The sequence below is a fragment of the Ochrobactrum sp. WV_118_8 genome (genome assembly GCF_039631535.1).
Taxonomy (GTDB): domain Bacteria; phylum Pseudomonadota; class Alphaproteobacteria; order Rhizobiales; family Rhizobiaceae; genus Brucella; species Brucella anthropi.
In genome coordinates, this window is record NZ_JBDIUZ010000003.1 from 16,432 (window position 1) to 40,495 (window position 24,064).

Below are 24,064 nucleotides of genomic sequence, written 5' to 3' on the forward strand. Positions count from 1 at the left end.
GTAGATATTCAGGCGAAACAGGCCGCAATTTTCCATGCATCGAAAGCTTCGAGGCGATGGTAGCGAATTGTGTGTGCGGCTCGGCGACGAGATGGAACAGAGAAACAATTGCGGGTCGCTGAGTGCATGGAGACGAACCGTTGCAACGCTCCAGGTGACCGATGACCTTGCATGGTTCGCTCCCGTTTCCTAAACGGCAGATGGCTATTTTCGGCCCGATTATTGAGGCCCTTGTGCGACCAATGGTCAAGGCCGGGTGCCACTTCTGCCTTTGCTGCACCGTAGGAGCGGAGCTTATCGGTGATGATCCGTTTGGGAGCAAAGCCATAGCGCTTCATTAACGCCACAAGCAATCGCTTTGCCGCCCTTTTATCACGCCGCTTCTGCAAGATTTCTTCGAGAACGGAGCCATGTTGATCCACCGCACGCCAAAGCCAGAATTTTTCTCCAGCGCATTTGACGACCACTTCGTCCAAATACCAAATATCGCCGGGGCGCGCCTGACGCCGCCGCAAGTTGCGTGTGATCTGGGGGCCGAACTTGGCGATCCAACGACGAACTGTCTCGTATGATACGTCGATTCCACGCTCAAGCAGCATTTCCTCAACTTCACGCAGACTAAGGTTGAACCGCAGATAAAGCCACACCGCATGAGCAATAATCTGTGGCGGAAAACGGTGACGCTTGAAGATGATATCTGATGTCTGCATCGCCAAAATTTACGCCCAAACCGTCAGGCAGGCAACTGTAGCCCAGTTAACGTGACAACACCGTTTGTTTTCAATGACTTTGAATAACCTCAAGGGCCAAATTCCGTGTCACTCGACAGGAAATCGCCCAAATTTACGCGCATGCTGTTACGCATTGTGCGAGCAACTCAGGCGACTTCGCGAAGTTCAGCGTTCTTGCAACGCCAATCGGACACCTAATGCGCAGTAGATTCCACCGACCACCTTACCCTGCCATTTCAGCACGATCGGGTTGCGGCGGAGAAAGTTGCCGAGACTTGCGGCTGACACGGCGAAGATCACCGTGCTGAGCAAGCCCAGAAGCACAAAGACGATGCCTAGCACCATCAGTTGAAGTGCAACGGAACCATTCTCTGGATGGACGAATTGAGGCAGGAACGCCAGGAAGAATAGCGCAGTCTTCGGGTTGAGCACTTCCGCCAAAATGGCCTGCCTAAATGCTTTCTGCGCGGTGATCGGAAGTGCTCTGGCGGCGGTCGGATCCGAGGGAGTTTTCGCTAAGATCGCCTGTATGCCGAGATAGACAAGATAGGCTGCACCTACATATTTCACGATGCTGAACAGAGTAGCCGATGCGGCGATCACAGCAGAGATTCCGATGATGGCCATGAACGTGTGAACAACGTCACCAGCCGCGATACCGACGCCGGTCGCGATACCGACCTTTGTGCCCGAGCTGGTCGCCCGCGCGACAGTTAAAAGTGTTGCAGGGCCAGGAATGAAAACGAAGCCAAGTACGATTGCGTTGTAGGTAATTAGTGTAGTCAAGTCGATCATATGGCGGTTCCGAATGATGTTGAAGTTGGCAGCCCGTGTCCGCTGAACTCCTATCCTGCACGAAAGCCGACAGGCAGCAAACCACCCCTACTGCGACACTCCCCCCAAGTGCCTCCGCTGCACTCATCTTCTGAGCGCTATAGGAAAGGTTCCGGTGTTAGCTAGTCTTTCAGTTCGAACACTTCGGAATTATCAGCAGGTTCTCGTAACCCTTTGAATGAGGCGTGGCGTAGTCTTGGCTCGCGCGTCCATCCGCGATATTCGATTTCCGCGAAATAGCGTGGTTCGGCAAAGATAGCATTCTTTCGCTTCAGAGCCACAGGGGCCTTTCGGGCCGAAATCCTGTCCAGTATGGTTTTCAGATCGCGCGCGGACTTATGTGTGAAGCCGGTTCCGACGCCACCGACGTAGACCAGTTCACCACTCTTGCGAGCCGCAAGCAGCAGACGGGCGACTCCGCCGCGCATCGCTTCCGACGGTTCGTAGCCGACGATCGCGAATGTGTCGCTCTGCACGCATTTGATCTTTTGCCATTCGCCATGACGGCCGGAACGATACAGACGATCGAGACGCTTTGCGATAATTCCCTCGAGGCCGAGTTCGCAAGCGCGCTCGAGGAGCTGGTTCCCATCCGCATCAATCGATTCAGAGTAGCGTATTATGCCTTCACGGCCGTTCAGTACCTTTTCGAGCGTCTGCCGCCGCTTGGAAAGGGGCTCGTGCGTAAGATCGCGACCGTCGAGATAGAGAAGATCGAAGGCGAAGAATATGGCCTCACGGGCAAAACGCCTGCCGCCACGTCCGCCGAGAGCTTGCTGCAGCAAGCCGAAGTCAGATCGGCCTTGTTCATCCAGAACGACCGCCTCGCCGTCGAGGATCATTGTATCGTGGCCGAGTTGCTGCGCATCGTCGGCAATGTGTGTGAATCTTGGCGTCCAGTCGTGTCCTCCTCGGGTCAGCACCCGGACGCCATCAGGTTCGACATGGACCGCAAGGCGGTAGCCATCCCACTTGATTTCAAATGACCAGTCCGGCCCTGCTGGTGGTTTGGACACAAGCAGCGCAAGGCATGGCTCGATGCGCCGGGGCATCGGGTCGCTGATCTTGGTTCGTGTTCTCATACCGCTCAAGTGCTTCGCCATGCCGCCCTAACGCTCGAAGAAGCGATTTGTCTCAACGCGATAATAGCGGAGCTTGCTTCGCAAGCGTGTTGATCCCCTTCAGGGGGAAAGACCGTGCGGCCGTCTCTCCCCCGCAATGGCGAAAACCGGTCTCCCCATCCTTCCGCGGGCGAGCTCGCCGGCGATGCCGGCGAACTCGCCCTTGTGCAGGACCAGGTGTGCGGATTTTGCGCGTGTCCGCGCGGATCCTCGCCACCTGTCCCTTCGGGTGGGTGATCCCCCTCCGGTTTTCACCATTGCCCCCCTCTCTCGCCGGTCGGATCGCCGACTGCTCGGGAGCAGGAGCGGGGCTCCTGCCCCTTACGGGACAGGAAGACCGCTTCGCGGGAAAAGGGAAATAGGAGATAACATCATGACCGATACCAACAACATCACAGTGCCGCTCAACAAGCTCGACCACGACCCCCGGAACGTGCGCCAGACCTACGAGGCGGCAGAAATCGCGGAAATGGCCGCTTCCATAAAGGCGCGTAATTTCCGGCTGATCCATAACCTTGTCATTCGTCCGGGCGAAAAGAAGGGCCGCTATTTCGTCACCGCTGGCGGTTTGCGTCTGGCTGGCCTCAATCTGCTTGCAGAGCAGGGCGAAATCGGAAAAACCCATGGCGTCGATTGCGGCCTGTGGGATGGCGAAGACGCGACCGAAATCAGCCTTGCCGAGAATTTCGTCAGAAAGGGGATGCATCCCGCCGACGAATTCATGGCCTTCAAGACCTTGGCCGACGAGGGGAAAAGCCCTGCCGAAATTGCAGTACGTTTCGGGACCACGGAGCTAAACGTGAAGCGCCGCATGGCGCTGGCTCGCGTGTCGCCGGTCCTGTTCGATCTCTTCCGCAATGGTGAGATGAGCTATGACGAGCTTGCAGCCTTCACCATCACGGATGACCACGAACGGCAGGAGCAGGTTTGGAATAGCCTCGCCAGTTACAACCGTTATGCCCACACCATCAAGCGCATGCTGGCTTCCGAGGAAATCCCGGCTTCCGACAAGCGTATCCGTTTCATTGGCGGCTTGGATGCCATTGAAGCGGCTGGCGGGACCGTTCGCCGCGATCTGTTCGACGGTGAGAGCGGCGGCTATGCCACCGATTCCGGCCTAGTCGAAAGGCTGGTGCTCGAAAAGCTCGAAACCGAAGCCGAAGGCGTCAAGGCTGAGGGCTGGAAATGGGTTGAAGTTCATTCCGCACAGCCGGACGACATTTACAGCATGAGCCGCGTCTATCCGGAGCCTGTAGATATTAGCGCAGAAGATCAGGAGCGGCTTGATCAGCTTGCCGAGGAATATGACAGCCTTGCCGAATTGATCGAGGCAGGAGACGCCGACGAGGACGCCGAACCGAAGCTTGAAGCCATCGAAAAGGAAATGGACAGCCTCAAGGACCGGCAGGAAGCCTATAAGGCGGAGGATTTGGCGCGCGCCGGGGCGATCGTTTGCCTCGACTACTACGGGCGGGCAACCGTGCATCGTGGCCTTGTCAACGATGAGGATGAACAGCAGGAGCAGGAGGAAGGCCAGCGCAGCGGCGAGAATGAGGGTAGCAGAGAAAGCGAGGCGGTGCCGATCAAGCTGACCCATTCGGCGGCATTGGTCGAGGACCTGACAGCGCAGAAGACCGCTGCCCTTCGCGTGGAACTGGCCGACAATCCCGATATAGCCCTCGCAGCCGTGGTTCATGCCCTGCTTTTGAGCGCGGTCTACCGCTATGCGAGTGAACACACCGCCTTGGAAATCAAGTTGACCTATCAGCCCTTGGAAGGGTCCATGAAGCAGCCCGAAAACAGCAAGGCCGGGATTGCGTTTCAGGAGTTGAAGGAACGCTATGGCGATCATATCCCCGGCAATCCAGCCGATCTATGGGAATGGTGCCTTGATCAGCCTCGCGACCAGTTGCTGGTCTTGCTGGCCTTCGCCGCCTCTCATAGCCTCAATGCCGTGGAAGCAAAATTTCATGGACGCGACAAGGCTCTTGCTCATGCCAACGAAATAGGCCGCGCCCTCAATGTCGATATGCGCAACTGGTTTGAACCGACCGGCGATGCCTATCTTTCCCACCTCAACAAAAAGAGCATCGAGGCTGTGGTTGCCGAGGTGAAAGGGGAAGAAGCCGCGACGGCTATCCGAGCAGCAGGCAAGAAGGCCGAGGCCGTTGCCATTGCCGAGCGGATGGTTGCAAACACCGGCTGGCTTCCCGAACCGGTTCGCATTCCCATGACCGAGGTCGAAGCCGAGCAACAGTTCCCCGAAGCGGCTGAATAAGCCGTTAGCTGGTCGCGCTCCTCTCCGGCGCGTCCAGCTCCCCCAAAAACCCATTAGCGCCCGGCCAGGTATCGAACCTGCCCGGGTGCTTGGCGTTCCGCCAGTTTTCTCATGCCCCTTGTTCGATCCGCGCCGGAGGCGGATCGAACTTCCTCGCCAGCGGGCGAGGGGCGATGCCCCTCGTCCCGATGCTTTCAGCACCGCGCCGGCGCGCAGGCTTGTGCAAGGGCGGCCTTCGGGCCGGGACCGGAGCCACGCGCAGCGGGTAAGGCCCGCGAGCATGGCGAGGACCCACCACTTGCACAAGCCGAGCACTGGTGCATTCAATAACGGCACCACTCCATAGGATCGTGATATCCGCCGTAATAGGTTCGCCCGTGTCCGCTCTTGACCATCAGCGCCGCGACCTCTTCGCCGTCGGCGGTCCGGACAGTCACAAGCACGCGCCCATAGCGGTCATTGCCCCGGCGCTGAAACGTCAGCCCCGGTCTTTGCATGAGCTCCTGGAGCCGCACTGTGGCAGCGTCTGCCATGTTCCGCTCTTTGGCGCAGCGCGCGCCATCGCCAGCTTCAGGAGCGTTCACGCCCTGAAGACGGTATTTGACCCGATCCATCCAGAAAGTATCGCCGTCCACTATGCAGGTGATACGCTTGCCGCGACCGCAAATCGGCCAGTTCGTATCGGCGGCTTGCGCCGACATTTCGCCCGAGGGGAGGGCGAACAGGAGGGATATACTCAACAGCAGTCGCGGCAATCTCATTCAGAGCTTCCTCTTTGCATTTTCGCTTTATAAAGCAGAATCAACTTTATGCCGCGCATGCAAGGGGGAAGATCGACGCGGCTGCGATAAGCAGCCAAAGGCGGGCGGCGCTGAGCGCCGCCCGCTTCCGCGTCAGTCCCAAGGAATGACCGCCATCAGGGTGTCGTCGTCCTGTCCCGGATAGCGGCCGAGGTTCGCATTCAGCTTCGCGAAACCGGTGTTGACCGAAAGAGTGTAGTATTCGCCGCCTCGCTGGTTCTTCTTCTTCCAGATGCCGCCAACTTCGATCGGGCGATTGCGTGGAGACTTGCCGTAGAGGCGGAAGACCGGAGCTTGAAGGTTGTCGCTATGCACGGGCTCGCCGGTCACGTCGATATCGAAGGTGATGGTGGCGATGTTACCTGCGACCTTGTCGCCGTCGATCTTGATGTAATTCACGAGGTCAGTCATCGGTATTACTCCTCTTTTCGGTTGCCGATGCGGAAACACCGGAACGAACACGGGACATGCGTCACCCGTCAGGGCCGCAACATCGTGGAGGACGCCGAAAGGCTGGCGAATTTGCTTCGCGAGGAGCGCCGAAGGCGCGGGGAAATTCGTCAGCGCAGGCGTTGGCGCAGGGCCGTTCGGTCCTAGATTCCGCTCGTCAGGCAAACCGAATGGAGCGGAGTAATTAACGTCATGACGGATCGCGGTACGTACATCACGAACGGCGACCCTTGGAAAGCATAAGTTGTATTGCCGCATCAACTTTGAATATGACCATCCGCAGCCTCATGACAATTAGAAAAAAGCAGGGGCGTCTATTGGGCGTCTGCCTTACGGCACCGCCGCTCTATTCGCCGGTTCTGGCGCACCGGCTCACCGAACCAGTCAGGCCGCGCGCCAGCCTACACAACGGCCAGCACCGTCACGCAAGCGTGCCGATCCCGGCCTGTTCCGGACAGGGCGCGCGGCCAGCCTGTTTCGGCCCATTCGGGTAACGATCGGACTGACGCGGAATATGGTCGCTGGCCAAGGCCGCGAAGCCATTGGGTGCGGCGCGATCGCGCCGCAGGTCCCGATCCCACGCGCTGCGCGCAGCCTCGAAGAAGAAGGGCAGTTTCACCGCATGAGGCCGTCGGGCCAGCGCAATAATGTTCCAATCCTGCCGCGTTGAAACCGGCTACGGCCGGTGGCTTGGAGGGAGCAATGTGCTTCATGCCCCGCTCCTGTGAGCTGCGTTATTCATTGCTGCGTAGACTACCACCCGGCCAGGGGCCAGCAACCTTGTCGGCCAAGAATTTTCCCCGCGCCTTCGGCGCTCCTCGCGCAACAAAATTCATGTCCGCAAAGGTGCTCCGCTGCGCTGCGCCCCTCCGGGTGCAAGCCCCTGTCCGGGCGTTCGCGTAACTCCGCAATAACGCAGATCACAGGAGCTACCACCATGAAGAATTTTATCCAATATCTCCAAGCCACCGGCCGCAGCCTCCGCACTTTCCTCGCGAAGATCGTCAGTAACTTCTTCCGCCGGGGCAGTATCGCCCTGAAAATCGCGGTGAAACTGCCCTTCTTCTTCGAGGCAGACCTGACGTTCAAAACCGAGTGGGATCGGGACCAGCACCGCTAATGCGGTGCAGCCAAGGCCGCTTCGGCGGCCTTGGCCTTTTCCCGTCCTTCGGCCTCGACGATGCGAGCCGCATAGCGGCTCACGCTGTTAATTAGAGGGGGAGAGATCGGCCGCCGGTCTCTCCCCCGCAACAGGGCAAAACCGGTTTCCCCGTCCTTCCGCGGGCGAGCTCGCCGGCGTTGCCGGCGAACTCCCCCTTGTGCAGGACCAGGTGCGCGGATTTTGCGCGTCCCGCGCGGATCCGCGCAACCTGTCCCTACGGGCGGGTGATCCCCCTCCGGTTTTGCCTGTTGCCCCCCTCTCTCCGGTCGGATCGCCGACTGCTCGGGAGCAGGAGCGGGGCTCCTGCCCCTCACCGGGACAGGAAGACCGCTTCGCGGATCAGGAGAGAAAACACCATGCGCAAACAGTCCAAAAGCAGCACCACACAGCCCCGCGCTGACGTTTACGAGCGGATCACCAACCGGATCATTGAACAGCTTGAGCAGGGTACTCGCCCATGGATGCAGCCATGGGGCGCTTGCGGAACGCCGGTCCGCCCGTTGCGGCATAATGGCGTTCCCTATCGCGGTATCAATACCGTGCTTTTGTGGATGGAAGCCAGCGAGCGCGGCTATTCTTCGCCGTTTTGGATGACCTACAAGCAGGCGCAGGAGCTTGGCGGGCAAGTGCGCAAAGGCGAGAAATCGGCCCTTGTCGTCTATGCGAACGCCATCGAGCGCACGGAGACGACAGAAAGCGGCGAGGAGATCGAAAAGCGCATTCCTTTCATGAAAGGATATAGCGTTTTTTGCGCCGATCAGATCGATGACCTGCCAGAGCAGTATTACGCCAAGGCGACCGCGCCAGAAGGATCGGAGAGTAAGGAACGCATTCCGCAAGTGGATGCCTTTTTCGCCAACCTTGGCGCTGACATCCGCGAAGGTGGAAACAAGGCGTATTACCGGATCGATGCTGATTTCATCGGCATGCCGGTTTTTGACGCCTTTGTTTCGGCCGAGGCACATGCGACCACGCTCGGGCACGAATGCATCCACTGGACCCGCCACCCGTCGCGCCTTGCTCGGGATTTTGGCCGCAAGGCATGGGGCGATGAGGGATATTCGCGGGAAGAATTGTGTGCCGAACTTGGGAGCGTTTTTTTAGCCGCCGATCTTGGCCTTGCCATCGATCCCCGCGACGATCATGCCGCCTATATCGCGAGTTGGCTCAAGGTCCTGAACAACGACAAACGGGCGATTTTTCAGGCGGCATCCCATGCAGAGCGTGCCGTTACCTATCTGCATAGCCTTCAGCCTGACGCGGGCGAGATCACAGCCGAAGTTGACGAGATCGAGGAACGTCGCGCCGCTTGAGCGGCGCGGGAAAGGATGAGCCATGGGCACCATTGGAGAATTGGAACAACAGGCAGGCATAGGACCGGCGCGCGAGGAACGCGCCGCCTTCTGGATGCAATTCCGGCATCTCGAAGGGAGAGCCTGCCTTGAGGCCGGAGTTGCGGAACTGCACCGGATTATTGCGGAAAAGGCGGAGCTTGCTCGCCATGCCATGAAGGAGGACGGCCTATGACTGATTTGGAGACCCTGAATTCTTTCGTGCCGGGATGGAGCGAAATCCCGAACGGGATGATGACGAACCCACATGACGCAGGCGGCATTATCGATTGCACTTTCGTAACCGGCGAATGGTTTGTGATCTTCAATGATGATCGCCCTATGCGGGACGGTTTCGCCACGCGGAAAGATGCCATCGCAGCCTTTATCGAGGCTGCCCGTCCTCAAGTCCGATAGAGGCCGAAGGCTGACATGAAGAATTCATTTCAGTGGAAGCGCTGGAATCTTGGTTACACAAAGGAGGTCATGGACCGCGATCCTGACAGCCCTTTGACGCAGGCGCTTTTATCGTGCTGGCCGCCGCGTATCCAACGGGCGCTAGTGGCCCGGTTCAAATCGCGGGCACAGGAGTTTGTCCCGGATCGACCGGACCAAACCCCTCGAAAGAGGGGGGGCAAGCCGCCCCTCCCTCAAACACCCTCCCATGGGAAGGAGGGACGGTTCCCTCCTCCTCCTTCCCAAACCCTTCCACCTCTCCCTGGCAGTGGGTAACGATGCGGGCAGATTCGCCAGTACCGAGAGAATCAGTCATTGATGATCAGTGCCGGAAGTGTTCGTAAAGCCGGCCACGATGATGCGATTGCGCTTGTGCGACAATGCGATCCCACAGGCTTTGGGTTTAGGAAAAACCCTTACGACGCAAGCGCTTGTCAAGTTGTGACCGGTTCGCTTGAAAGCTGTAGCTCGGAAAATTTCCCGAATCATTTTGCTTTATCAAGCAAATCGGTTAGCGTTTGCGGCTGACGCGATTGCGAGTCGTGTGATTTGGAACGAGGAGAAACCCTAACCCGGAAAAAGTAAACCCCGACGCAGCAAGCTACATCGGGGGGAAAGAATGATCTTAGAAGCGATTGCCGTCGCTCCGAGAGACCCATCTCAAAAACTCAAGTCTCAATCTAAGGCTCCTTTCCCTCACTGTCAATATCGAGCGCAGCTTTTGCGAACGGGTGAGCTTTGCCCGGATTTCAGAAAGGAATCCGATGCAGACCATCGCCAGTTTCAGAAGGGTGACGCCTGGCATTCTTGCCAGCGCTGCCCTTGCCATGAGGGAAGACAACCGCCCCGCGACCAAGGCGCAGGTTGCGAGCGCGCTAAAGAAATGCGCCGGTCGCCTTGGCATAAAAGGCTATCCCTACCAGATCCTCGACACGCTTCTTGCTATCTCCCCGGCAGAGGACTGGACAGAGGGCAAGCGTCCCGTCGTTGCCATATCAAATGCCCGTTTGGCCTATGATCTTGGCGTCTGCGAGAAAACCGTCACCCGCGCCATTCGTTCGCTCGTGGAGGCGGGCATTGTCGCTTATCGCGACAGCCCGACCGGTCGCCGCTATGTAAATCGGGAAGGCGGGGGCAGCTTCGGCCTTGATTTCTCGCCCGCCAGAGCGCGGCTCGCGGAACTCGAAGAACTGGCGAGCGCTCATGTTGATGAGTGGCGATCGATGCGCGAGACGACACGGCAAAGCCAAGGTGTCGCCCGGCAGATCGTCGATGCGCTCGAACAGCTTCGCCGTGATGGTCATGAGACGCAGGGTTTCGAGGAGAAGTTCAATGCGCTCGTAGTCGATTTTCACCAACAGAGGGCAAATCCTGACTACCTTGCGCAGCTCGTGGACCTCCTGAAGGACGCACTTGCACTGTATGAGCCGTCCGAGCAACCTTCGGGGTCATCGCCACAGAATGATGATTCTGCCGATCAAAGCCGTAAAGAGTCCCCCGCGCAGGACAATTCTGTCCCCCCATATACAACTACAACCCCCACGACATTAGTAAGAAGAGAACGGCATCGCGCTAACGCACGATCGATTCAGTTTAGTTCTGAGATCGGCTCCGCCGATCAATGGGCTCTCGAAAAAGAGCCTGTGCGAGCGGAACCGTCTGCGCAAGACCGGGAACGTAGTGATGATGATCCTGCAACCACCCTTGATCTGCTACGGCTAGCTTGCCGCCAGCTTCAGGCCGAATATGGCATCAGTTTCTCGTCCTGGCGCGATTTGGAGGGGCAGGCCGACACAATCCGGGCGCTCATACAAATACCGCGCGAAACATGGGTCGCGGGCGTACAGGTCGCCGGCCGGATGAACGCGGCCGCGGCGCTCGCGATCGTGGCTGAGAAGCTGGTGCGGTCCGCCGCGCTGAAGCCGGGCGCGGCCGAGATCGCGAAGCCGGCGCGCTACTTCCTGTCAATGCTGTACCGCTCGCCGAAGGGTGAATTGCACCTCGCGCCGACACTGCGGGCCTTGGCGAAATCTGCCATGAACTAGGGCGCTCGAATTGTTGAAGGCGAAAGGGAAGCCCCCGCCGAAGCAGGCCGGGGGGACGGCGCGAATACCGATGATGGTCATTGGCATCGAGGTCCTGCCGGCAAGATGTAGGGAGCTGTGCACGCTTTGCAAAGCGGCGCTGACAGTTTGAGGTGAAGGACCAAGCTACCGGCCTGGTTCATGTTCCAGATTGCCGACTGTCATTTCGATAGACGGGCGCGAAAGCTGTGTAGCGTAGCTGGCGGCACGGAGCAGGAAGTTTCGTGCGCGCGACGCCTAGGCCATTGATGTCAATGTCGTCGGGACGAACACTGTGAAGCCGTGCCGGTCAAAATGCCGGTTTCGGCTATGGAATGAAATGGGACGAGAGCAAAGACATAGCGATCAAATCCCTTTGCATGGCAGCGTTGTCGATCGAATAGGCCACTAGGACCGTCCGCCCGGCCAGCAACAGCATAACCGAACGATTTTCCCCGCGCCTGCGGCGCTTCCTCGCGAGTCAAAATCGCCCGCCAATGCCGTCCTCCGCTGCGCTGCGGCCCTTCGGGTGCAGCCCGGTCTTTGTGCGGTCCTTTCTCGTGTCCATCGACAACGCAAGCAAAGGAGATCGCGCAATGTCTGACCTCGTAAACTTCATCCAGATCGACGCCGAAACCGACACGCTGACCGGCAACCTCGCAACGCTGACCTTCGACATCGACATCACCGGCGAGCCGGTTGAGAGCACGAACCCTCAGGCTCCGGTCTACCGGCTTTACGCGAAGTCCCCGCGCAACCGCCGGATCGAGATCGGCGGCATCTGGAAAAAGAAGAACCAGAGGGGCGGCGAATACTATACGCTCACCGTCAACACCGGCTTTGCAAAGCTGAACGCGAACCTGGGCCGCTATCCGGGGCAGGATGACGAAAGCCTGATGGCGGTCATCCCCTGGGATTGATCCACCCGGCCCCCGCTTCGGCGGGGGCTTCCCTTTCGCCTTCCCTGAGACGGAGAGTTCAATGACTGATTCCCAAACCCACCTGTTTCGTGTGGAGCTCGAACGCCCAAATGGCGCCCTGGATTGCTATCCGTGTGTATCGCTCGATACGCTGCCCGAGCTGATCGTTCCGCTCATCTCGAGCGCTGATGAACCCGCCGGCACCATTGTCCGCGTCTACGACTATCAACGCTGGACGCCCGACAGTGAAAGCGGGCTCATACGTGCCCTGTCTCTCCTCGAATAGGACTTGCCCCTTGTTCGATCCGCGCCGGAGGCGGATCGAACTTTCTCGCCAACGGGCGAGGGGCGATGCCCCTCGTCCCGATAGGTCAGGATGGCACCGAACCGCCCGATCCGGTCAAACTCGGTCGCTTGCGACCGGAACCGGAGCCACGCGCAGCGGCGAGCCCGCGAGCATGGCGAGGCTCTGCAATTTGACCGGATCGAGGATCGGTGCATTTCAACAAGGAAATAGTCGCCGGCGAAGCCGGCCTTCCATGCAGTAAGGGTTTTTCCAGCCCGGAGGGCCGAAGCCTGCTTTCGAGGGAAAGCAGGCGTAGCAGGCGGAGGCCTGAGCGCGCCCCCAATGGCGCCGTAGAGAAGGCCGGAGCCTGTGGGAAAACCCTGCGGCCGAAGGCCGCCGTAAAACGCTGTCCCAAAACTGACGTTTTTGATATGTTGTTTTTGTTACGGGTTTTCTCGCCATGTCCGGATAGGACTCGCATCAATCGACACGACGACGCCGGCGGGCAAGATGGTTTTCGGGATCTTCGCCGCTCTGGCTGAGTATGAACGCGAACTGACAATAGAACGTACTGTGGCGGGCCTCTCTGCTGCGCGAGCGCGCGGGAGAGTAGGAGGGAGACCGCCGAAAATGACAAAGGCGAAGTTACGTTTGGCTATGGCTGCGATGAGCCAGCCGGGAACGAAGGTCGGGGAACTATGCCGGGAATTAGGCATTACCCGATCGACCCTTTATCGGCATGTCGGGCCAGACGGCACCTTGCGGACCGAGGGGAAAAAGCTCCTGCCAAGCTAGTCGTATTTGACATTGAAAATGTCGCAGGATTCATTGTGAAATGATTCTGCTGGATGGAGCAAAACATTGACTCCATTAAGGGAGATGATAACGGTTAGGACGTTCTCTTGTATAAAAGTACACCAATAAGCGCACCAAATAAAATCGAACGTGGGAACGACAGACGGGCGGAACAGATGAAGGGCATCTCAAAGGTAATAACGTTTGACGGCCCACCTGAACCAGAGAAAATAAAACCGGGTGAAGCCGGCGTGAATCTCTCTTGGTTGACAGAACTCGCGGATAACCCTCCTCCAAAAAACAGGCATTGGTCTAAGATGCTTCGGGAGTTGGTGTTAAATCCGCGAGCGGATGGGACAACTCCGACAAATGACGAGTTGGCGGCTAAACTCGAAGTCTTTCGAGATACAGTGATGCGCGCCAAAAAGCGTTGGCAAAAGATCGGCGTGATCTATCGCGTCAATTACAACGGCGTTTATGCTTACAATCCCAAAATGCTTGTCGCGAAAGACAAGGACGGGAATGTCATAAAGCACGTGTCGATTGATGTGCGGGCGGCGTCCGATATGGAGGCCTACCACTAGGGCAACTAGCGGTACTTCTCAAAAAGATCGACCTGTTCGGGCTTGTCTCCGGCCTCCTCAGAATGTGCCGGAGCACTCGCATTTTTGCGTGCGGCCGCGGCCGCCGCTTTGAAGGCTTCTTCAAGCGGCAAGTCCTCTTGTTCGGTATCTTCGGTCGAAGGCAGCGCACCTCGTGGCGGCGGTGAGTTCTTACCAAGAACCGCCTTCACATAGACGTCGATATCGGCGTCACTGGTGAAGGTGCCGGTTGGTTTAAAGGTGTAGGTCCACTCGGCCGGAACGTTCGACGGGCGATGATCCTTTGCGTCTTCAGGGAAGGGGAATTTGACCTGATAGACGTTCTTGCCGATCCCGGTAACGAAGGCGGTCACACCTTTATCATCGACGCCCAATTCCGTGCTGAATTCCGATCGTTCGATAGGGCTGGCGCGATGCGTCTCCTTCAGCCATTTCGTCGTGCCATCGGTCATCATGTCCCGGCGATATTCATAGAATGTCGTCTCGCCCAGGTCACGTTCCATGCGTTCTGCTGTGGGTCCAAAGTTGATGCGAGTTATGACCTTTGTGCCAACAGACGCTATGAGGACGTCGAGGACTTCCTGTCCGTAGTTTTTGGCGATCTGTGACAGGTCTTGCAGACCAAGTACGGCGCAGACCCCCTTGGACCGACCGAGAGTAACGAAGCGCTCGAAATCCTGAATTTCCGGAAGCTGCCCCCATTCATCGAGAAAGAACCAAATGCGGCGCAGGTCATGATCTGAAAGCAGGTTGCTGTCCGTGACGGTTGAGACAGCAACAGCGTATAGCGCGGAAATCCAGCCGTCGGAGAGTTCGGCATACCGGCCGGAGTGTTGGACAATAACCGTTCTCTGATCGGTCTTGTTGACCAACCATTCACGTAACCGGAAGCGCTGCCTTCCCTCATAGGTGGGCCATGCTGTCGCCAGCATTTCGAGCAGACGCATGTTCGTTTCGAGCTGGCCGAGCGTGGACATGACCTGCTTGTAATCTGCGGTCAAGAAGATGTCGGCTCCGCGCTGATACTTGAGCATGATCCGGAGCAGTTTTTCCTGATCCTGACGCGTTTCATTGAGCAGATCGAGCCATGTCCATTCCTTCGGTTTTTCCGCCATCAGCTTGATAGCGCAGCCGGCGAGGACAGCGCGAGCGCTCTGCGTAAAAAACGGATGTCCGTCATCGGGAATGATACGTTGCGCCAATTCAACAGCGTCCTGTGACACGATCAAATCGGCCGCAATATCCCAAACCGCCGAACGGTCATCCTGTGGCGCCAGAAGAAGCGGAGGAACCTCTTTTCCGTCACGAACCGATGGAGGTGTTATGCGGGTATAGTCACCCTTCTCATCGAAGATGATAGCTTTGTCCCCGCGTTCGACAACGGAGCCGATCATGCGACGAAAAGTTACCGTCTTGCCACCCCCGGGAGCGCCAAGGATGAATGTGTGATTTGTCTCGCGAGGGAGCGTGTAATGCCATCCATTGAACATATGGATTCCGCGAGTCTTCGGATAGCGATTGTGCTTCTGCTCGTAACGAGCAGCACGCAACAAAGCGTCCATTCCCTCTACGACCATTCCCGAGATAATGACGCGTTGCCGAACCACGAGCCACTTCTGATAAATGAATACTCCGAGGAGGGCGAGAGCGACTATAAGAGGCGCAATAACGACTACCTGGTTGCGAATAGCTGAACCGGCGAGGGGGCTTCCAATCGCTTCAAGATGGGATCGGCAAGCGCCCCATTTCCATATCGTCAGGCAATCCCATGCCTGCGAAAAAGAGAGCTGGACGAAATGACCATTCGCCGTAGGCCATGATGGGTTCACGAAGCGGAAGTACCACAAGAGCGGCGTCATGACCGCCGCCACAATAGCGGCGATAACGAGAACTCCAACAGCAGGTTCAGGCGGTTTCCGTATCATTTCTCAAAAGCCTTCCTGCCCTTTTCAATCATCGCAGTGCGAAGCTTCTCGTTATCCTTTTGCTCAAAAGCCGTCAGCAGCACACCGAGGATGAAAGCGGGGTTTTCATTGCGAAGACCCGCCTTCACGACGAGGCCGCCAAGCATGATTTTCTCATGCGCATCCTTCTGTCGATTTGCCGCCATCCTGTCTCGATACTCCCTATGTCGCTTCCCAAGCAGGAGTGCTAAGCGCCCTGCTTCACTCAGCGGGTGTTTGTTGAAATCGGTCGGCCACTTCCTTCAGAGCCTTGAGTAATTCGCGGTCGGACACATCGACGTCAGCAAGTCCAGCTTTGACAGCCAGTCCACCTAGCCGTTCAGCTTCCTTTGCGCGTTCCGCATCGAGCTGTTGTTGCAAGCGTGCGATCTCTTCCTGAATCTTCGATACCTTTGAGGTGCGTGCCACGAGTAGCCTCCGTTGTTTCGCTGTACACTCGTCATTGATACCGCCAGTTGCTCTATACGGCAAGATTGAATTCCACTCGATGAGCTGTCGAGCGGTAGCGAGCCAATAAGAAAAACAAAGTGTTGGCGGAGCCAACGCATTGTCAGTCCCGTCCGGAGCCGCGCAGCGCTCCGGTTTCTAAGGGCGCACTTATGTATCGACAAGTCGATACCTGCTTGTTATGTGTGTTCGCATGGCGATATTTCATCTTCATGCGAAGGTTTTAAGCAGGGCGACCGGGCAAAGCGCGGTCGCAGCAGCATCATATCGCCATTGCGCCGCCATGACTAATCAGACCTATGAACGGTCCTATGATTTTTCCAACAAGAAGGGAAACGTTCACAGCGAATTCGCGATACCAGCTAATGCGCCGGAATGGGCGCAGGCTCTCGCGAACCTTTCCCCGGTTCAGGCGTCGGAGGCCTTTTGGAATAAAGTTGAGGCATCCGAGAACAGGAAGGACGCGCAGTTTGCTCGTGAAATGACACTTGCCCTGCCCATTGAGTTTTCGCGAGAACAGAACATTGCCCTGGTCCGCGAATTCGTGGAGGAGAACTTTTCAAAGAAGGGGGTCGTGGCGGATTGGGCGTATCACGAGATCAAGGGCAATCCGCACGTTCATATCATGAGCGCTTTGCGGCCTCTGACAGATGAGGGATTTGGAGCAAAAAATGTTCGCGCGGTTGATGAGAATGGTGAGCCGAAATTCTCGAAGAACGGCCATGCCCTCTATCGCCAGTTCGCCGGAGACAAGGAGCTCATCCCTGCACTGAGAGAAGCATGGGCGGATGTGCAGAACCATCATCTTGCCTCACACGGGTTCGATATTCGTGTTGACCACCGCTCCTATTCAGAGCAGGGAATTGCGATCGAACCAACCATGCACCGCGGGCCTACCGCCGAGGGGATGGACCGGAAAGGGGTGAAGTCGGATCGCATAGAGATCAATGCAGAGATCGAAGCGACACGCCGCCAGCAGGTGATGGCAGATCCTTCCATCATCCTGAAGCTGATCACCGCTGAAAAGTCTGTCTTCGATGAGCGCGACGTTGCGCGAACAGTCCATCGCTACACCGATTCCTACGAGGATTTTCAGGCGCTGTTCCTCCGCGTAGGCGCGCTTGAAAATCAGGTGATGATCGCATCACCGATCTTCGATCCTATGACAGACAAGATCATTGAGCGCGCAAAATATACAACGACGGAAGTGCTCGATACCGAACGAACTATGATCGCTTCTGCGCGGTCGCTAGTCGGTCGGGACGGTTTTGCGGTCAATCAGAAGAGCGCTGATAAGGTTGTCGCAGAGGTTGAGAAACGTGCCGGTTTCAAATTCGATCCAGAGCAAAAGGTTGTCATTTCTCGCCTAACTGAAAAGGCGGGTATCGCCGTCATGGTCGGTTACGCAGGTGCCGGCAAATCGACTGTGATGAACGCTGTACGCGCGGTTTACGAGGGAGAGGGGAGACGTGTCGTAGGCGGAGCGTTGGCCGGCAAGGCTGCAGTCGGCTTGCAGGAAAGTGCAGGCATTGAATCCCGCACACTTGCCTCCTGGGAGGCGTCTTGGAAGAACGGCCTTCGCCAGTTGGGGCCGGGCGATGTGTTCGTACTTGATGAAGCAGGCATGGTCGGTTCAGCGCAGATGCAGCGATTTGTTTCTGCGGTGGAAGAAGCCGGAGCGAAGCTCATCTTACTCGGTGATGCGCGCCAGTTGCAGCCGATTGAAGCTGGTGCCGCCTTCCGGGCTATTGCCGATGACGCAGGGTACATCGAGCTTACGGGCGTTCGCCGCCAGCGCGAAGAATGGATGCAGAATGCGACTATTGAATTCGGCAAGGGGAATACCGCGGACGCGATCGGGCGCTACGTCGAACATGATCTCGTCCAGCTCGAATCTGACAGTGCATCGGCTCGGAATTCTTTGATCGGCAATTGGCGGAGTGATTGGGAGGCCGGCGTCGATGTGTTGATGCTTGCGCATCGCAATGTCGATGTCCTTGCTCTGAATATGGCTGCCCGAAACGTTATCAAAGAGGGAGGCGGTCTTCAGGAGGAACATGGGTTCCGGACTGATCGGGGCCAGCGTCAGTTTGCGGTTGGGGATCGTATCGTATTTCTGGAGAAGAGCCGTGAACTTGGTGTCGAGAACGGTTCATTCGGCAATGTAGAGGAGGCTAGTCGCGGCCGTCTCGTGATTGGTCTGTTTGACGGCCGAAGCGTCACCGTCGCACAGAACGGTTACGCGAATATCGATTATGGCTACGCAGCGACGATCCACAAGAGTCAGGGCGCGACGGTCGATCGTGCCCACGTTCTGGCGAGCCCGACGATGGACGCGCACATGACGTATGTGGCGATGAGCCGGCATCGAGACAGTGCGACCCTTTATGCAGGTTCCGATGAATTCGGAACTCTTGATAAGTTGGTGGACACACTTTCACGCGATCGCATGAAGGATACCACTCTCGCTTATGAACGGACTGACGATTACCGTCTGAGCGTGAAGGAATTTGCTGAACGGCGCGGCATCCCATCATTCAGCGAAATTGGGGATATGTTCCGTCATCAGCTTGCGGCATTGCGAGAGCGCTTCACGAAGGTTGCCGAGCGGCTGGAAGCCATTGGCAAGAAATTCGCCCATGTCATTCGGCCTGAGCAGCAACAGGGCAAAGCCGCCGAACATCGGCCGGAATATCAACCGTCACAGCGGCAGGTCGTAACGGTTCCGGACATCACATTCCCCGAAATGACTTCTGCGGTTCGTCAAGCCCTTTCCCGATTGGAGCATAATCTAGGACATGCCCAAATCTCCGATACGGATCGAGCACGTCGGCGTTGGTTCACGAGTGCTGGATATGAATTAAGGGACGGTTCAGCCGCCACGGATCTTCAGCGCTTCAATCGGGAAATTGCTTCCATTATTCCGCAAGCGACTGTCGTTGCCATCGGTCCGGATCTCGGCGCCGACGATCGCAATCAGGTTCAGTCGCTATTACCGGAGTCGGTTCGAGAGGCTTTCATCGACAACTGGCCGCTGATCCATGCCGGGCAGAAAGCCGGTCAGGATCTCACGCGCCTCGAACTCGCGCAGACGCTCAACAGCGAAGCGAAAGAGAGGCTGGTAGTCGAACAGTATGAAAGGAGGCAGGCGATGTTTGCGACACCAGAAAAGCCACTTGTTGCAGCAATCTCCGACTGGCGCGATAGCATCGAGGCGACGGTTGCGGCACGGATGGAAACCCGGCCGGTCATGCAATCAGCAACACGCCGTCTCGAGACGGCGGTTGCAGCCGTCTGGCAGCGGCCTGAAGCCGTGCTTTCTGCGCTGCGGAACCTGATAGATGACGGGCGGGTTCTAGTCGCCGATTTAGCGCAGTCCATTCGGGATAATCCAGCATCTGTTGGCGAGCTTCACGGCAGCAGAAGCATGTTCGGCCGAAATGACGGCGTGCGAGAGAAGGCGCTGGCAGCGGTCTCGCCGGCGATCTCGGCCTTGCAGGATTACGGCCAGGTTCGAAGCAATCTGAGGAATGATCTGACCAAGGACGAGCAGCGGTTCCGTACCCTGATGCGGGAGCCAGTTGATGATCTTTCGCAGGCTGCACGCGAGCTTGTCGGTCGTATCGAGAGAACGCCTGCAGATCGTCTAGGGACGTTGATTAGATCGGCGGATGATCAGCAGGCAATGGGTGAGTTGCGCCGGTTTGTCGAGACAGTTCGCGACCGGTTCGGTTTGCCGGGAACAAATGAGCTTGATCGCGATCGCCTCGCCCAGGCGATGCCCGGTGCTGATCAGGAGCGGGTTGAAGCGTTCGCAGCCGGGTACGCGAAAGCTGACCAGCTTGTGACGACTGTTCAGGCCGCTCAACAGGCGCAGAAAATAGAGATGGCACACGAGCAGCAGCAAACGCGCGGACGAGAGAAGGGGCACGGAATCTCGTATTAAGATTGTAGGAAAATGCCCGCTTTGGTGATGCTGTATATTGCAAAATCCGTCAAATTGGGTAGGACTGAATTTGAGAGGGTGATCATTCCATTGATCGCTTGTCCATAATGAGAGACAAGGCGACTTTTGATGCGGAACTCAGTAATTGTAGCTCTGGCATTCCTATTGGGTGCCTGCGCGAACAAGAAAGAGAATTTCGATACTCTATCGGTTAGAAAATATCTCGATTCGTCGTTGGTGACTGTGAACGAGGAAAAGCGATATGCTTCGCTATATCCGAGAGCACTAGAGCCTCATGCAAGTAATACTGTCAGGCTGCATCCGGAGACCGCCGGACAAGAGCTTTTACAGCCGGTCCATGCCCGTTGGAACGGTACTCTGGATGATATCACACGGAAGGCGGCCCGCATGGCCGGTTATTCCGTTAGGGCGAATGGAGAACGTTCAGGGTCTCCAATCTTGGTTTCGGTCCATTGGGCTGACATGACGCTTCTTGGCCTTTTGCGGGAAGCCTTCGGCCAAGGAAAGGGGCGTGCATGGCTGGAAATTGACCAGTTTGCACGCGTCATGACCATCCACTACGCCCGGCCTGAAAAAAGCCCGGTCCCGCACCTGGACGACACCAAGCTATGAAGCAGTTTCCAACAATCCTTGCCGCACTGTCCGTCTCCGTTGCCCTGGCCGGTTGCACCACGACCGGTTCATCAAATCCGGACGAGCCGCCTCCACCTCCAACCCTTGGCGGAGTGGACAACCTAACTGGCGGGACGGCCGCACCGATGACTTACGAGCAGTTTGCCCGTAAGACGCGCAGCGGGACCGGCGCGAACGCGGTCGATTCAGAGCGGTATTCGGCACTGCGCGACGCAGCGCTCTCATATGCCGCTCAGGCCGCCTATGAGCGACGTTCATGGGAGATCCTGAGAGAGCTTGAGGCGCAGTCGTCGAGGCTTTCGCAAGAGTTCAATTTCAATGATGTGGTCTACAAGGCACCGAAAGAGGCGGGCTATGTCGTTCCTCCTGTTGTGAGCAGGGCCAAGGAAGCGATCACCATCACGGACGGCGGCCGCGAAAGCGTTGCGGCCGATGAATATTACCGCATCGAGAAGCCGGGTCGCCTCGTGGCCGTGATACCGAGCTGGCGCGATTATCTGGTTATCGGCGTCGATAAGACTCCAGATCCCTCAGACCAGTTTCTTCCTTCTGGAAAGGAAGAGCGAAAGATTTGGGACCGCTATATGGCTGAAGGCTGGCGGCAGGGGCGGATGCAGGCCGAGGAAGCGTTGAAGGAGAACATGAATCTTCTTCGCCGCGACTATTTGGGAATGGTCGAATATCGGCGTCTTGTTGATGCTGGCCTGGTCAAGAGCCTTGTAGTGACGTCGAGCGAGGTTCGTGCCAAGGGCACGCCGGAAGAGCTGTTTATCGGCCAACGCCGGGTGAAGATCGAGAATGCCGCAACATTCGTTTCCGACCCGCGGCGTTGGAAACCGATCACTCGGAGATTCGAGGTCTCCAAGTGAACGGAAATTCTATATCGAGCCAGACAAGCACGGTCGATCCCGCCGACCCCCTTGGCCTTCGCAAGCAGGAAGGGGGGTATGGCGGTCTCGTCATCGTCGTAGCGCTGATTGCTGTGGTTGCTGGCTATTGGCTCTATAGGCGAGGGAAATGATTGACGAATCGCGTCTGGACGATACTCCATTCAAGCCAACCGACTCCTTCGTACCCGTTCTGAAGGAAGAGCCGACGCGGTTCGATTCCTCGCCCGAGATTTTCGACACATTCATCGTTGGGGCCGGCAAGCGCGGGGCGTCTGACATTACCATCCAGTCGGAAGCCCGGCCGCGCATCCAGATCAATTCTCGCCAGCATTTCGGCACCAAGCGCATGTTGCTTCGCTCCGAGGTCGATCTGCTGCTGTCATATATCTGGCGATCGAGCGATGCGCCGAGCATCTTGCGGCAGGGCCGTTGTCTCGACTTCTCCTATGAAGTCCAAGTCAGTCGCCATGAGCGGCATCGTTTCCGCGTCAACGCAACACCAATCACGAAAAACGGTGGCTCCGGCGTCGAACTGACGATGCGCTCATTGCCGTCGCGCACTCCCACCCTGGACGACGTTCAGTTTGAAGAAGAGTTGAGGCCGTTTCTCAATCCAAAGTCCGGCATAATCGTCATTGCCGGCGGCACTGGACATGGAAAATCGACCACCATGGCGGCGATCACCCGCCATCACCTTGAAAACCATGAGAATCCTCGAAAGATTGTCGACTTTCAGGCACCGATCGAATTCACCTTCGCCGACATCCTTAGCGAGCAGGGCGATTCTGCGAGCCTGATCGGCCAATCAGAGATCGGGGAGGGCCGTGACCTTCCGACCTTTGCAGCCGGAATCTGGTCATCCCTTCGGCGAGCGCCGGCGATCATCAATGTCGGTGAGGCACGCGATCATGGCTCTATGAGCGGCTGCATCGCGGCCAGCATTCAGGGCCACATCGTCAATACGACCACTCATGCCGGGTCGGTTGCCGAGGGCCTACGGCGCATGGCGATGGAGTTCCCTGCCGAGGAGCAGGCAGCGCGAGCATTCGACCTGATCAGCTCGTTACAGATCTTCATCACACAGCATCTTATCCGCACGTCGGACGGTACAAGGCGCTTTGCAGTCCGCGAATTCCTTGTGTTCGATGATGATGTTCGCGACCGGTTTCTGGATAAGCCGATCGACGGATGGTCCGCTGTGGTGCGCCAGCTCCTGAAGGAAGGCATGAAGTCCGACAAGGTGATTGCACGACCGCTCGCGCAATCCACCATGAAACTCGTCGATGAAGGCTGGATCACGATGAGCGAGGCACGGAGCTTTATTCCGCGGTCGATGTTCGAGATCCTTGCATAATGGAGAAACGGGATGGCTGATCAGGATTGGTATGCAGTTAGGCCTATGACCGAGGCCCAGGAACGAGACGCGCGGGTAGATTTGACTATGATCATACGCGGCGAAGAACTGGACCTACCTTGGGGTCGATTAAGGAGGCTTTTAGATCACGAGCTCGTCGTGATTTCTTTTCCCGTGCACACCCAGGGAAGCGTGAGGTCGTTAGATCCGACCGACAAGGGGCTGCGCTTCCTGGGAGTGAAGGAACAATGACGACAAAAGGAAACGTTCAGAGGCTGTCAGGCCGCGGAGCAATTAGGCACCCAAAAAAGGCACGATGACATGGATTATCTTCTCAATACGTTTGCTCAAATGCCACGCGTTGTCCTTGATAATTTGGCAATCGCCGTGTTGGTAAGTTTGGTGATGCAAGCCGGAACGGCCGTCATTCTTACGAAAACCGATTTAGTTCCGCAAGAGCAGCGCGGTGAGTTTTATTTTTATGTGAAGTATGCTGGAAGCATCGGCTTAGGTCGATCCTCAAGGATAAGAATACTATTATTACTCATATTGGTAGTAGTATTCGACTCAATTAGTATCGGCGCAGCATCATTTTTTATAGAAATGCTGTGTTCCAATGGCAATGCTTTGATGACGGGCAATGGATATCCCTTGGAATATGCGGACAAGGCCATGGGGGCACTATCCGGTGTCCTTACAGTAGTTTTTATGCTCACACTAATATGGAAAGGTGGCAATGCTATTCTCACATGTCAGCGGTAATGTCGTAAAGGAGATAGCTGGTGTCAAAGTTCATTAAATGGTGTTTCTATGGCGAGAAAGAAGTGCGCAAATCCATGGGGATTTTATGGCCAATCCTGATAGGCTTAATATTTATAGTATTTTGGCCGTTGGGTAACAAAGCGGGTGATGCGTTCTTTCATTATATGGCTAACTAAGTGATCATGAGGCTGATAGGAGACAAAGCGCATGTCGGATCA

24 protein-coding genes and 1 pseudogene are annotated in these 24,064 nt (G+C 57.0%); 16 read left to right on the forward strand and 9 right to left on the reverse strand.

All coding sequences use genetic code 11. From position 1 onward, the window contains the following. Positions 1-8: 8 nt before the first annotated feature. From ABDF71_RS24245 to ligD, 3 genes are all read right to left on the reverse strand, one after another. Complete coding sequence (locus ABDF71_RS24245; protein WP_055661736.1) at positions 9-710, reverse strand: IS6 family transposase; 702 nt, start codon at positions 708-710, stop codon at positions 9-11. Positions 711-896: 186 nt separating this feature from the next. Then, entirely contained in the window at positions 897-1,526 is a 630-nt protein-coding gene (locus ABDF71_RS24250; RefSeq protein WP_113334177.1) for a LysE family translocator, read from the reverse strand. 161 nt (positions 1,527-1,687) lie between these two features. Continuing rightward, positions 1,688-2,647, reverse strand: coding sequence for a non-homologous end-joining DNA ligase (gene ligD, locus ABDF71_RS24255; RefSeq protein ID WP_264813638.1), 960 nt, complete (start codon positions 2,645-2,647; stop codon positions 1,688-1,690). A 412-nt stretch (positions 2,648-3,059) separates the two neighbouring features. Between ligD and ABDF71_RS24260 the strand changes: the two genes are divergently transcribed. Then, complete coding sequence (locus ABDF71_RS24260) at positions 3,060-4,964, forward strand: ParB/RepB/Spo0J family partition protein (RefSeq protein ID WP_240579697.1); 1,905 nt, start codon at positions 3,060-3,062, stop codon at positions 4,962-4,964. Between the two features lie 323 nt (positions 4,965-5,287). On the opposite strand, the gene ABDF71_RS24265 is transcribed toward ABDF71_RS24260, so the two are convergent. From ABDF71_RS24265 to ABDF71_RS24275, 3 genes are all read right to left on the reverse strand, one after another. After that, entirely contained in the window at positions 5,288-5,725 is a 438-nt protein-coding gene (locus ABDF71_RS24265) for a thermonuclease family protein (RefSeq protein WP_240579696.1), read from the reverse strand. A 132-nt stretch (positions 5,726-5,857) separates the two neighbouring features. Next, complete coding sequence (locus tag ABDF71_RS24270; protein ID WP_113439530.1) at positions 5,858-6,175, reverse strand: DUF736 domain-containing protein; 318 nt, start codon at positions 6,173-6,175, stop codon at positions 5,858-5,860. 440 nt (positions 6,176-6,615) lie between these two features. Then, positions 6,616-6,927: a hypothetical protein gene (locus ABDF71_RS24275; protein ID WP_500061828.1), complete on the reverse strand. Its 312-nt coding sequence runs from the start codon at positions 6,925-6,927 to the stop codon at positions 6,616-6,618. A 224-nt stretch (positions 6,928-7,151) separates the two neighbouring features. Between ABDF71_RS24275 and ABDF71_RS24280 the strand changes: the two genes are divergently transcribed. The 9 genes and pseudogenes from ABDF71_RS24280 to ABDF71_RS24320 all read left to right on the forward strand — a co-directional run bounded on the left by ABDF71_RS24280 (position 7,152) and on the right by ABDF71_RS24320 (position 13,811). Further along, the gene (locus ABDF71_RS24280) at positions 7,152-7,334 is read left to right on the forward strand and encodes a hypothetical protein (RefSeq protein ID WP_240579694.1); all 183 of its coding nucleotides are present in this window, start codon (positions 7,152-7,154) and stop codon (positions 7,332-7,334) included. Between the two features lie 398 nt (positions 7,335-7,732). Next, positions 7,733-8,689 (forward strand): ArdC family protein, encoded by a 957-nt coding sequence (locus tag ABDF71_RS24285; RefSeq protein ID WP_454623511.1) that lies wholly within the window; start codon positions 7,733-7,735, stop codon positions 8,687-8,689. A 22-nt stretch (positions 8,690-8,711) separates the two neighbouring features. Next, positions 8,712-8,903 (forward strand): hypothetical protein, encoded by a 192-nt coding sequence (locus ABDF71_RS24290; protein WP_100560281.1) that lies wholly within the window; start codon positions 8,712-8,714, stop codon positions 8,901-8,903. Beyond that, positions 8,900-9,124, forward strand: a complete 225-nt coding sequence (locus ABDF71_RS24295; RefSeq protein WP_100560283.1) for a hypothetical protein — start codon at positions 8,900-8,902, stop codon at positions 9,122-9,124. Before ABDF71_RS24290 ends, ABDF71_RS24295 begins: the two co-directional genes overlap by 4 nt. Positions 9,125-9,927: 803 nt before the next feature. Beyond that, positions 9,928-11,208 carry a plasmid replication protein RepC gene (repC, locus tag ABDF71_RS24300; RefSeq protein ID WP_100560285.1) on the forward strand — a complete coding sequence of 427 codons (1,281 nt, stop codon included), beginning with the start codon at positions 9,928-9,930 and terminating at the stop codon, positions 11,206-11,208. 614 nt (positions 11,209-11,822) lie between these two features. Further along, positions 11,823-12,146: a DUF736 domain-containing protein gene (locus ABDF71_RS24305; protein ID WP_100560382.1), complete on the forward strand. Its 324-nt coding sequence runs from the start codon at positions 11,823-11,825 to the stop codon at positions 12,144-12,146. Positions 12,147-12,207: 61 nt separating this feature from the next. Next, positions 12,208-12,432, forward strand: coding sequence for a hypothetical protein (locus ABDF71_RS24310; protein ID WP_100560287.1), 225 nt, complete (start codon positions 12,208-12,210; stop codon positions 12,430-12,432). A 477-nt stretch (positions 12,433-12,909) separates the two neighbouring features. After that, positions 12,910-13,227, forward strand: a pseudogene (locus ABDF71_RS24315) (recombinase family protein); the annotation flags it as partial. A 176-nt stretch (positions 13,228-13,403) separates the two neighbouring features. Further along, the gene (locus ABDF71_RS24320; RefSeq protein WP_100560291.1) at positions 13,404-13,811 is read left to right on the forward strand and encodes a hypothetical protein; all 408 of its coding nucleotides are present in this window, start codon (positions 13,404-13,406) and stop codon (positions 13,809-13,811) included. Positions 13,812-13,816: 5 nt separating this feature from the next. Here the strand turns inward: ABDF71_RS24320 and ABDF71_RS24325 are convergent, their stop codons facing one another. From ABDF71_RS24325 to ABDF71_RS24335, 3 genes are read right to left on the reverse strand one after another with little or no spacing between them, the layout of a single operon-like run. Beyond that, on the reverse strand, positions 13,817-15,754 hold the full coding sequence (locus ABDF71_RS24325) for a type IV secretion system DNA-binding domain-containing protein (protein WP_240579692.1): 1,938 nt from the start codon (positions 15,752-15,754) through the stop codon (positions 13,817-13,819). Next, on the reverse strand, positions 15,751-15,939 hold the full coding sequence (locus ABDF71_RS24330) for a conjugal transfer protein TraD (RefSeq protein ID WP_240579691.1): 189 nt from the start codon (positions 15,937-15,939) through the stop codon (positions 15,751-15,753). Before ABDF71_RS24330 ends, ABDF71_RS24325 begins: the two co-directional genes overlap by 4 nt. 55 nt (positions 15,940-15,994) lie before the next feature. After that, the gene (locus ABDF71_RS24335) at positions 15,995-16,201 is read right to left on the reverse strand and encodes a TraC family protein (protein ID WP_151678445.1); all 207 of its coding nucleotides are present in this window, start codon (positions 16,199-16,201) and stop codon (positions 15,995-15,997) included. A 232-nt stretch (positions 16,202-16,433) separates the two neighbouring features. Between ABDF71_RS24335 and traA the strand changes: the two genes are divergently transcribed. The 6 genes from traA (at position 16,434) to ABDF71_RS24365 (ending at position 23,846) form a co-directional block, all read left to right on the forward strand. Further along, positions 16,434-20,186: a Ti-type conjugative transfer relaxase TraA gene (gene traA, locus ABDF71_RS24340; RefSeq protein ID WP_240579690.1), complete on the forward strand. Its 3,753-nt coding sequence runs from the start codon at positions 16,434-16,436 to the stop codon at positions 20,184-20,186. Positions 20,187-20,315: 129 nt separating this feature from the next. Further along, on the forward strand, positions 20,316-20,819 hold the full coding sequence (locus ABDF71_RS24345; protein ID WP_240579689.1) for a DotD/TraH family lipoprotein: 504 nt from the start codon (positions 20,316-20,318) through the stop codon (positions 20,817-20,819). Continuing rightward, positions 20,816-21,709, forward strand: coding sequence for a type IV secretory system conjugative DNA transfer family protein (locus ABDF71_RS24350; protein ID WP_100560303.1), 894 nt, complete (start codon positions 20,816-20,818; stop codon positions 21,707-21,709). Before ABDF71_RS24345 ends, ABDF71_RS24350 begins: the two co-directional genes overlap by 4 nt. Continuing rightward, on the forward strand, positions 21,706-21,861 hold the full coding sequence (locus ABDF71_RS24355; protein ID WP_162995425.1) for a hypothetical protein: 156 nt from the start codon (positions 21,706-21,708) through the stop codon (positions 21,859-21,861). The genes ABDF71_RS24350 and ABDF71_RS24355 overlap by 4 nt, the downstream gene beginning before the upstream one ends. Beyond that, on the forward strand, positions 21,858-23,084 hold the full coding sequence (locus ABDF71_RS24360; protein WP_121987183.1) for a type IV pilus twitching motility protein PilT: 1,227 nt from the start codon (positions 21,858-21,860) through the stop codon (positions 23,082-23,084). The genes ABDF71_RS24355 and ABDF71_RS24360 overlap by 4 nt, the downstream gene beginning before the upstream one ends. Before the next feature lie 321 nt (positions 23,085-23,405). Continuing rightward, positions 23,406-23,846: a hypothetical protein gene (locus ABDF71_RS24365; RefSeq protein ID WP_240579688.1), complete on the forward strand. Its 441-nt coding sequence runs from the start codon at positions 23,406-23,408 to the stop codon at positions 23,844-23,846. Positions 23,847-24,064: the final 218 nt, after the last annotated feature.

What these genes read in the sequence shown, in the direction of transcription:
- ABDF71_RS24245 (WP_055661736.1), bottom strand. Translation starts at nt 710, where the DNA reads ATGCAGACATCAGATATCATCTTCAAGCGTCACCGTTTTCCGCCACAG.
- ABDF71_RS24250 (WP_113334177.1), bottom strand. Translation starts at nt 1,526, where the DNA reads ATGATCGACTTGACTACACTAATTACCTACAACGCAATCGTACTTGGC.
- ligD (WP_264813638.1), bottom strand. Translation starts at nt 2,647, where the DNA reads ATGAGAACACGAACCAAGATCAGCGACCCGATGCCCCGGCGCATCGAG.
- ABDF71_RS24260 (WP_240579697.1), top strand. Translation starts at nt 3,060, where the DNA reads ATGACCGATACCAACAACATCACAGTGCCGCTCAACAAGCTCGACCAC.
- ABDF71_RS24265 (WP_240579696.1), bottom strand. Translation starts at nt 5,725, where the DNA reads ATGAGATTGCCGCGACTGCTGTTGAGTATATCCCTCCTGTTCGCCCTC.
- ABDF71_RS24270 (WP_113439530.1), bottom strand. Translation starts at nt 6,175, where the DNA reads ATGACTGACCTCGTGAATTACATCAAGATCGACGGCGACAAGGTCGCA.
- ABDF71_RS24275 (WP_500061828.1), bottom strand. Translation starts at nt 6,927, where the DNA reads ATGAAGCACATTGCTCCCTCCAAGCCACCGGCCGTAGCCGGTTTCAAC.
- ABDF71_RS24280 (WP_240579694.1), top strand. Translation starts at nt 7,152, where the DNA reads ATGAAGAATTTTATCCAATATCTCCAAGCCACCGGCCGCAGCCTCCGC.
- ABDF71_RS24285 (WP_454623511.1), top strand. Translation starts at nt 7,733, where the DNA reads ATGCGCAAACAGTCCAAAAGCAGCACCACACAGCCCCGCGCTGACGTT.
- ABDF71_RS24290 (WP_100560281.1), top strand. Translation starts at nt 8,712, where the DNA reads ATGGGCACCATTGGAGAATTGGAACAACAGGCAGGCATAGGACCGGCG.
- ABDF71_RS24295 (WP_100560283.1), top strand. Translation starts at nt 8,900, where the DNA reads ATGACTGATTTGGAGACCCTGAATTCTTTCGTGCCGGGATGGAGCGAA.
- repC (WP_100560285.1), top strand. Translation starts at nt 9,928, where the DNA reads ATGCAGACCATCGCCAGTTTCAGAAGGGTGACGCCTGGCATTCTTGCC.
- ABDF71_RS24305 (WP_100560382.1), top strand. Translation starts at nt 11,823, where the DNA reads ATGTCTGACCTCGTAAACTTCATCCAGATCGACGCCGAAACCGACACG.
- ABDF71_RS24310 (WP_100560287.1), top strand. Translation starts at nt 12,208, where the DNA reads ATGACTGATTCCCAAACCCACCTGTTTCGTGTGGAGCTCGAACGCCCA.
- ABDF71_RS24320 (WP_100560291.1), top strand. Translation starts at nt 13,404, where the DNA reads ATGAAGGGCATCTCAAAGGTAATAACGTTTGACGGCCCACCTGAACCA.
- ABDF71_RS24325 (WP_240579692.1), bottom strand. Translation starts at nt 15,754, where the DNA reads ATGATACGGAAACCGCCTGAACCTGCTGTTGGAGTTCTCGTTATCGCC.
- ABDF71_RS24330 (WP_240579691.1), bottom strand. Translation starts at nt 15,939, where the DNA reads ATGGCGGCAAATCGACAGAAGGATGCGCATGAGAAAATCATGCTTGGC.
- traA (WP_240579690.1), top strand. Translation starts at nt 16,434, where the DNA reads ATGGCGATATTTCATCTTCATGCGAAGGTTTTAAGCAGGGCGACCGGG.
- ABDF71_RS24345 (WP_240579689.1), top strand. Translation starts at nt 20,316, where the DNA reads ATGCGGAACTCAGTAATTGTAGCTCTGGCATTCCTATTGGGTGCCTGC.
- ABDF71_RS24350 (WP_100560303.1), top strand. Translation starts at nt 20,816, where the DNA reads ATGAAGCAGTTTCCAACAATCCTTGCCGCACTGTCCGTCTCCGTTGCC.
- ABDF71_RS24360 (WP_121987183.1), top strand. Translation starts at nt 21,858, where the DNA reads ATGATTGACGAATCGCGTCTGGACGATACTCCATTCAAGCCAACCGAC.
- ABDF71_RS24365 (WP_240579688.1), top strand. Translation starts at nt 23,406, where the DNA reads ATGGATTATCTTCTCAATACGTTTGCTCAAATGCCACGCGTTGTCCTT.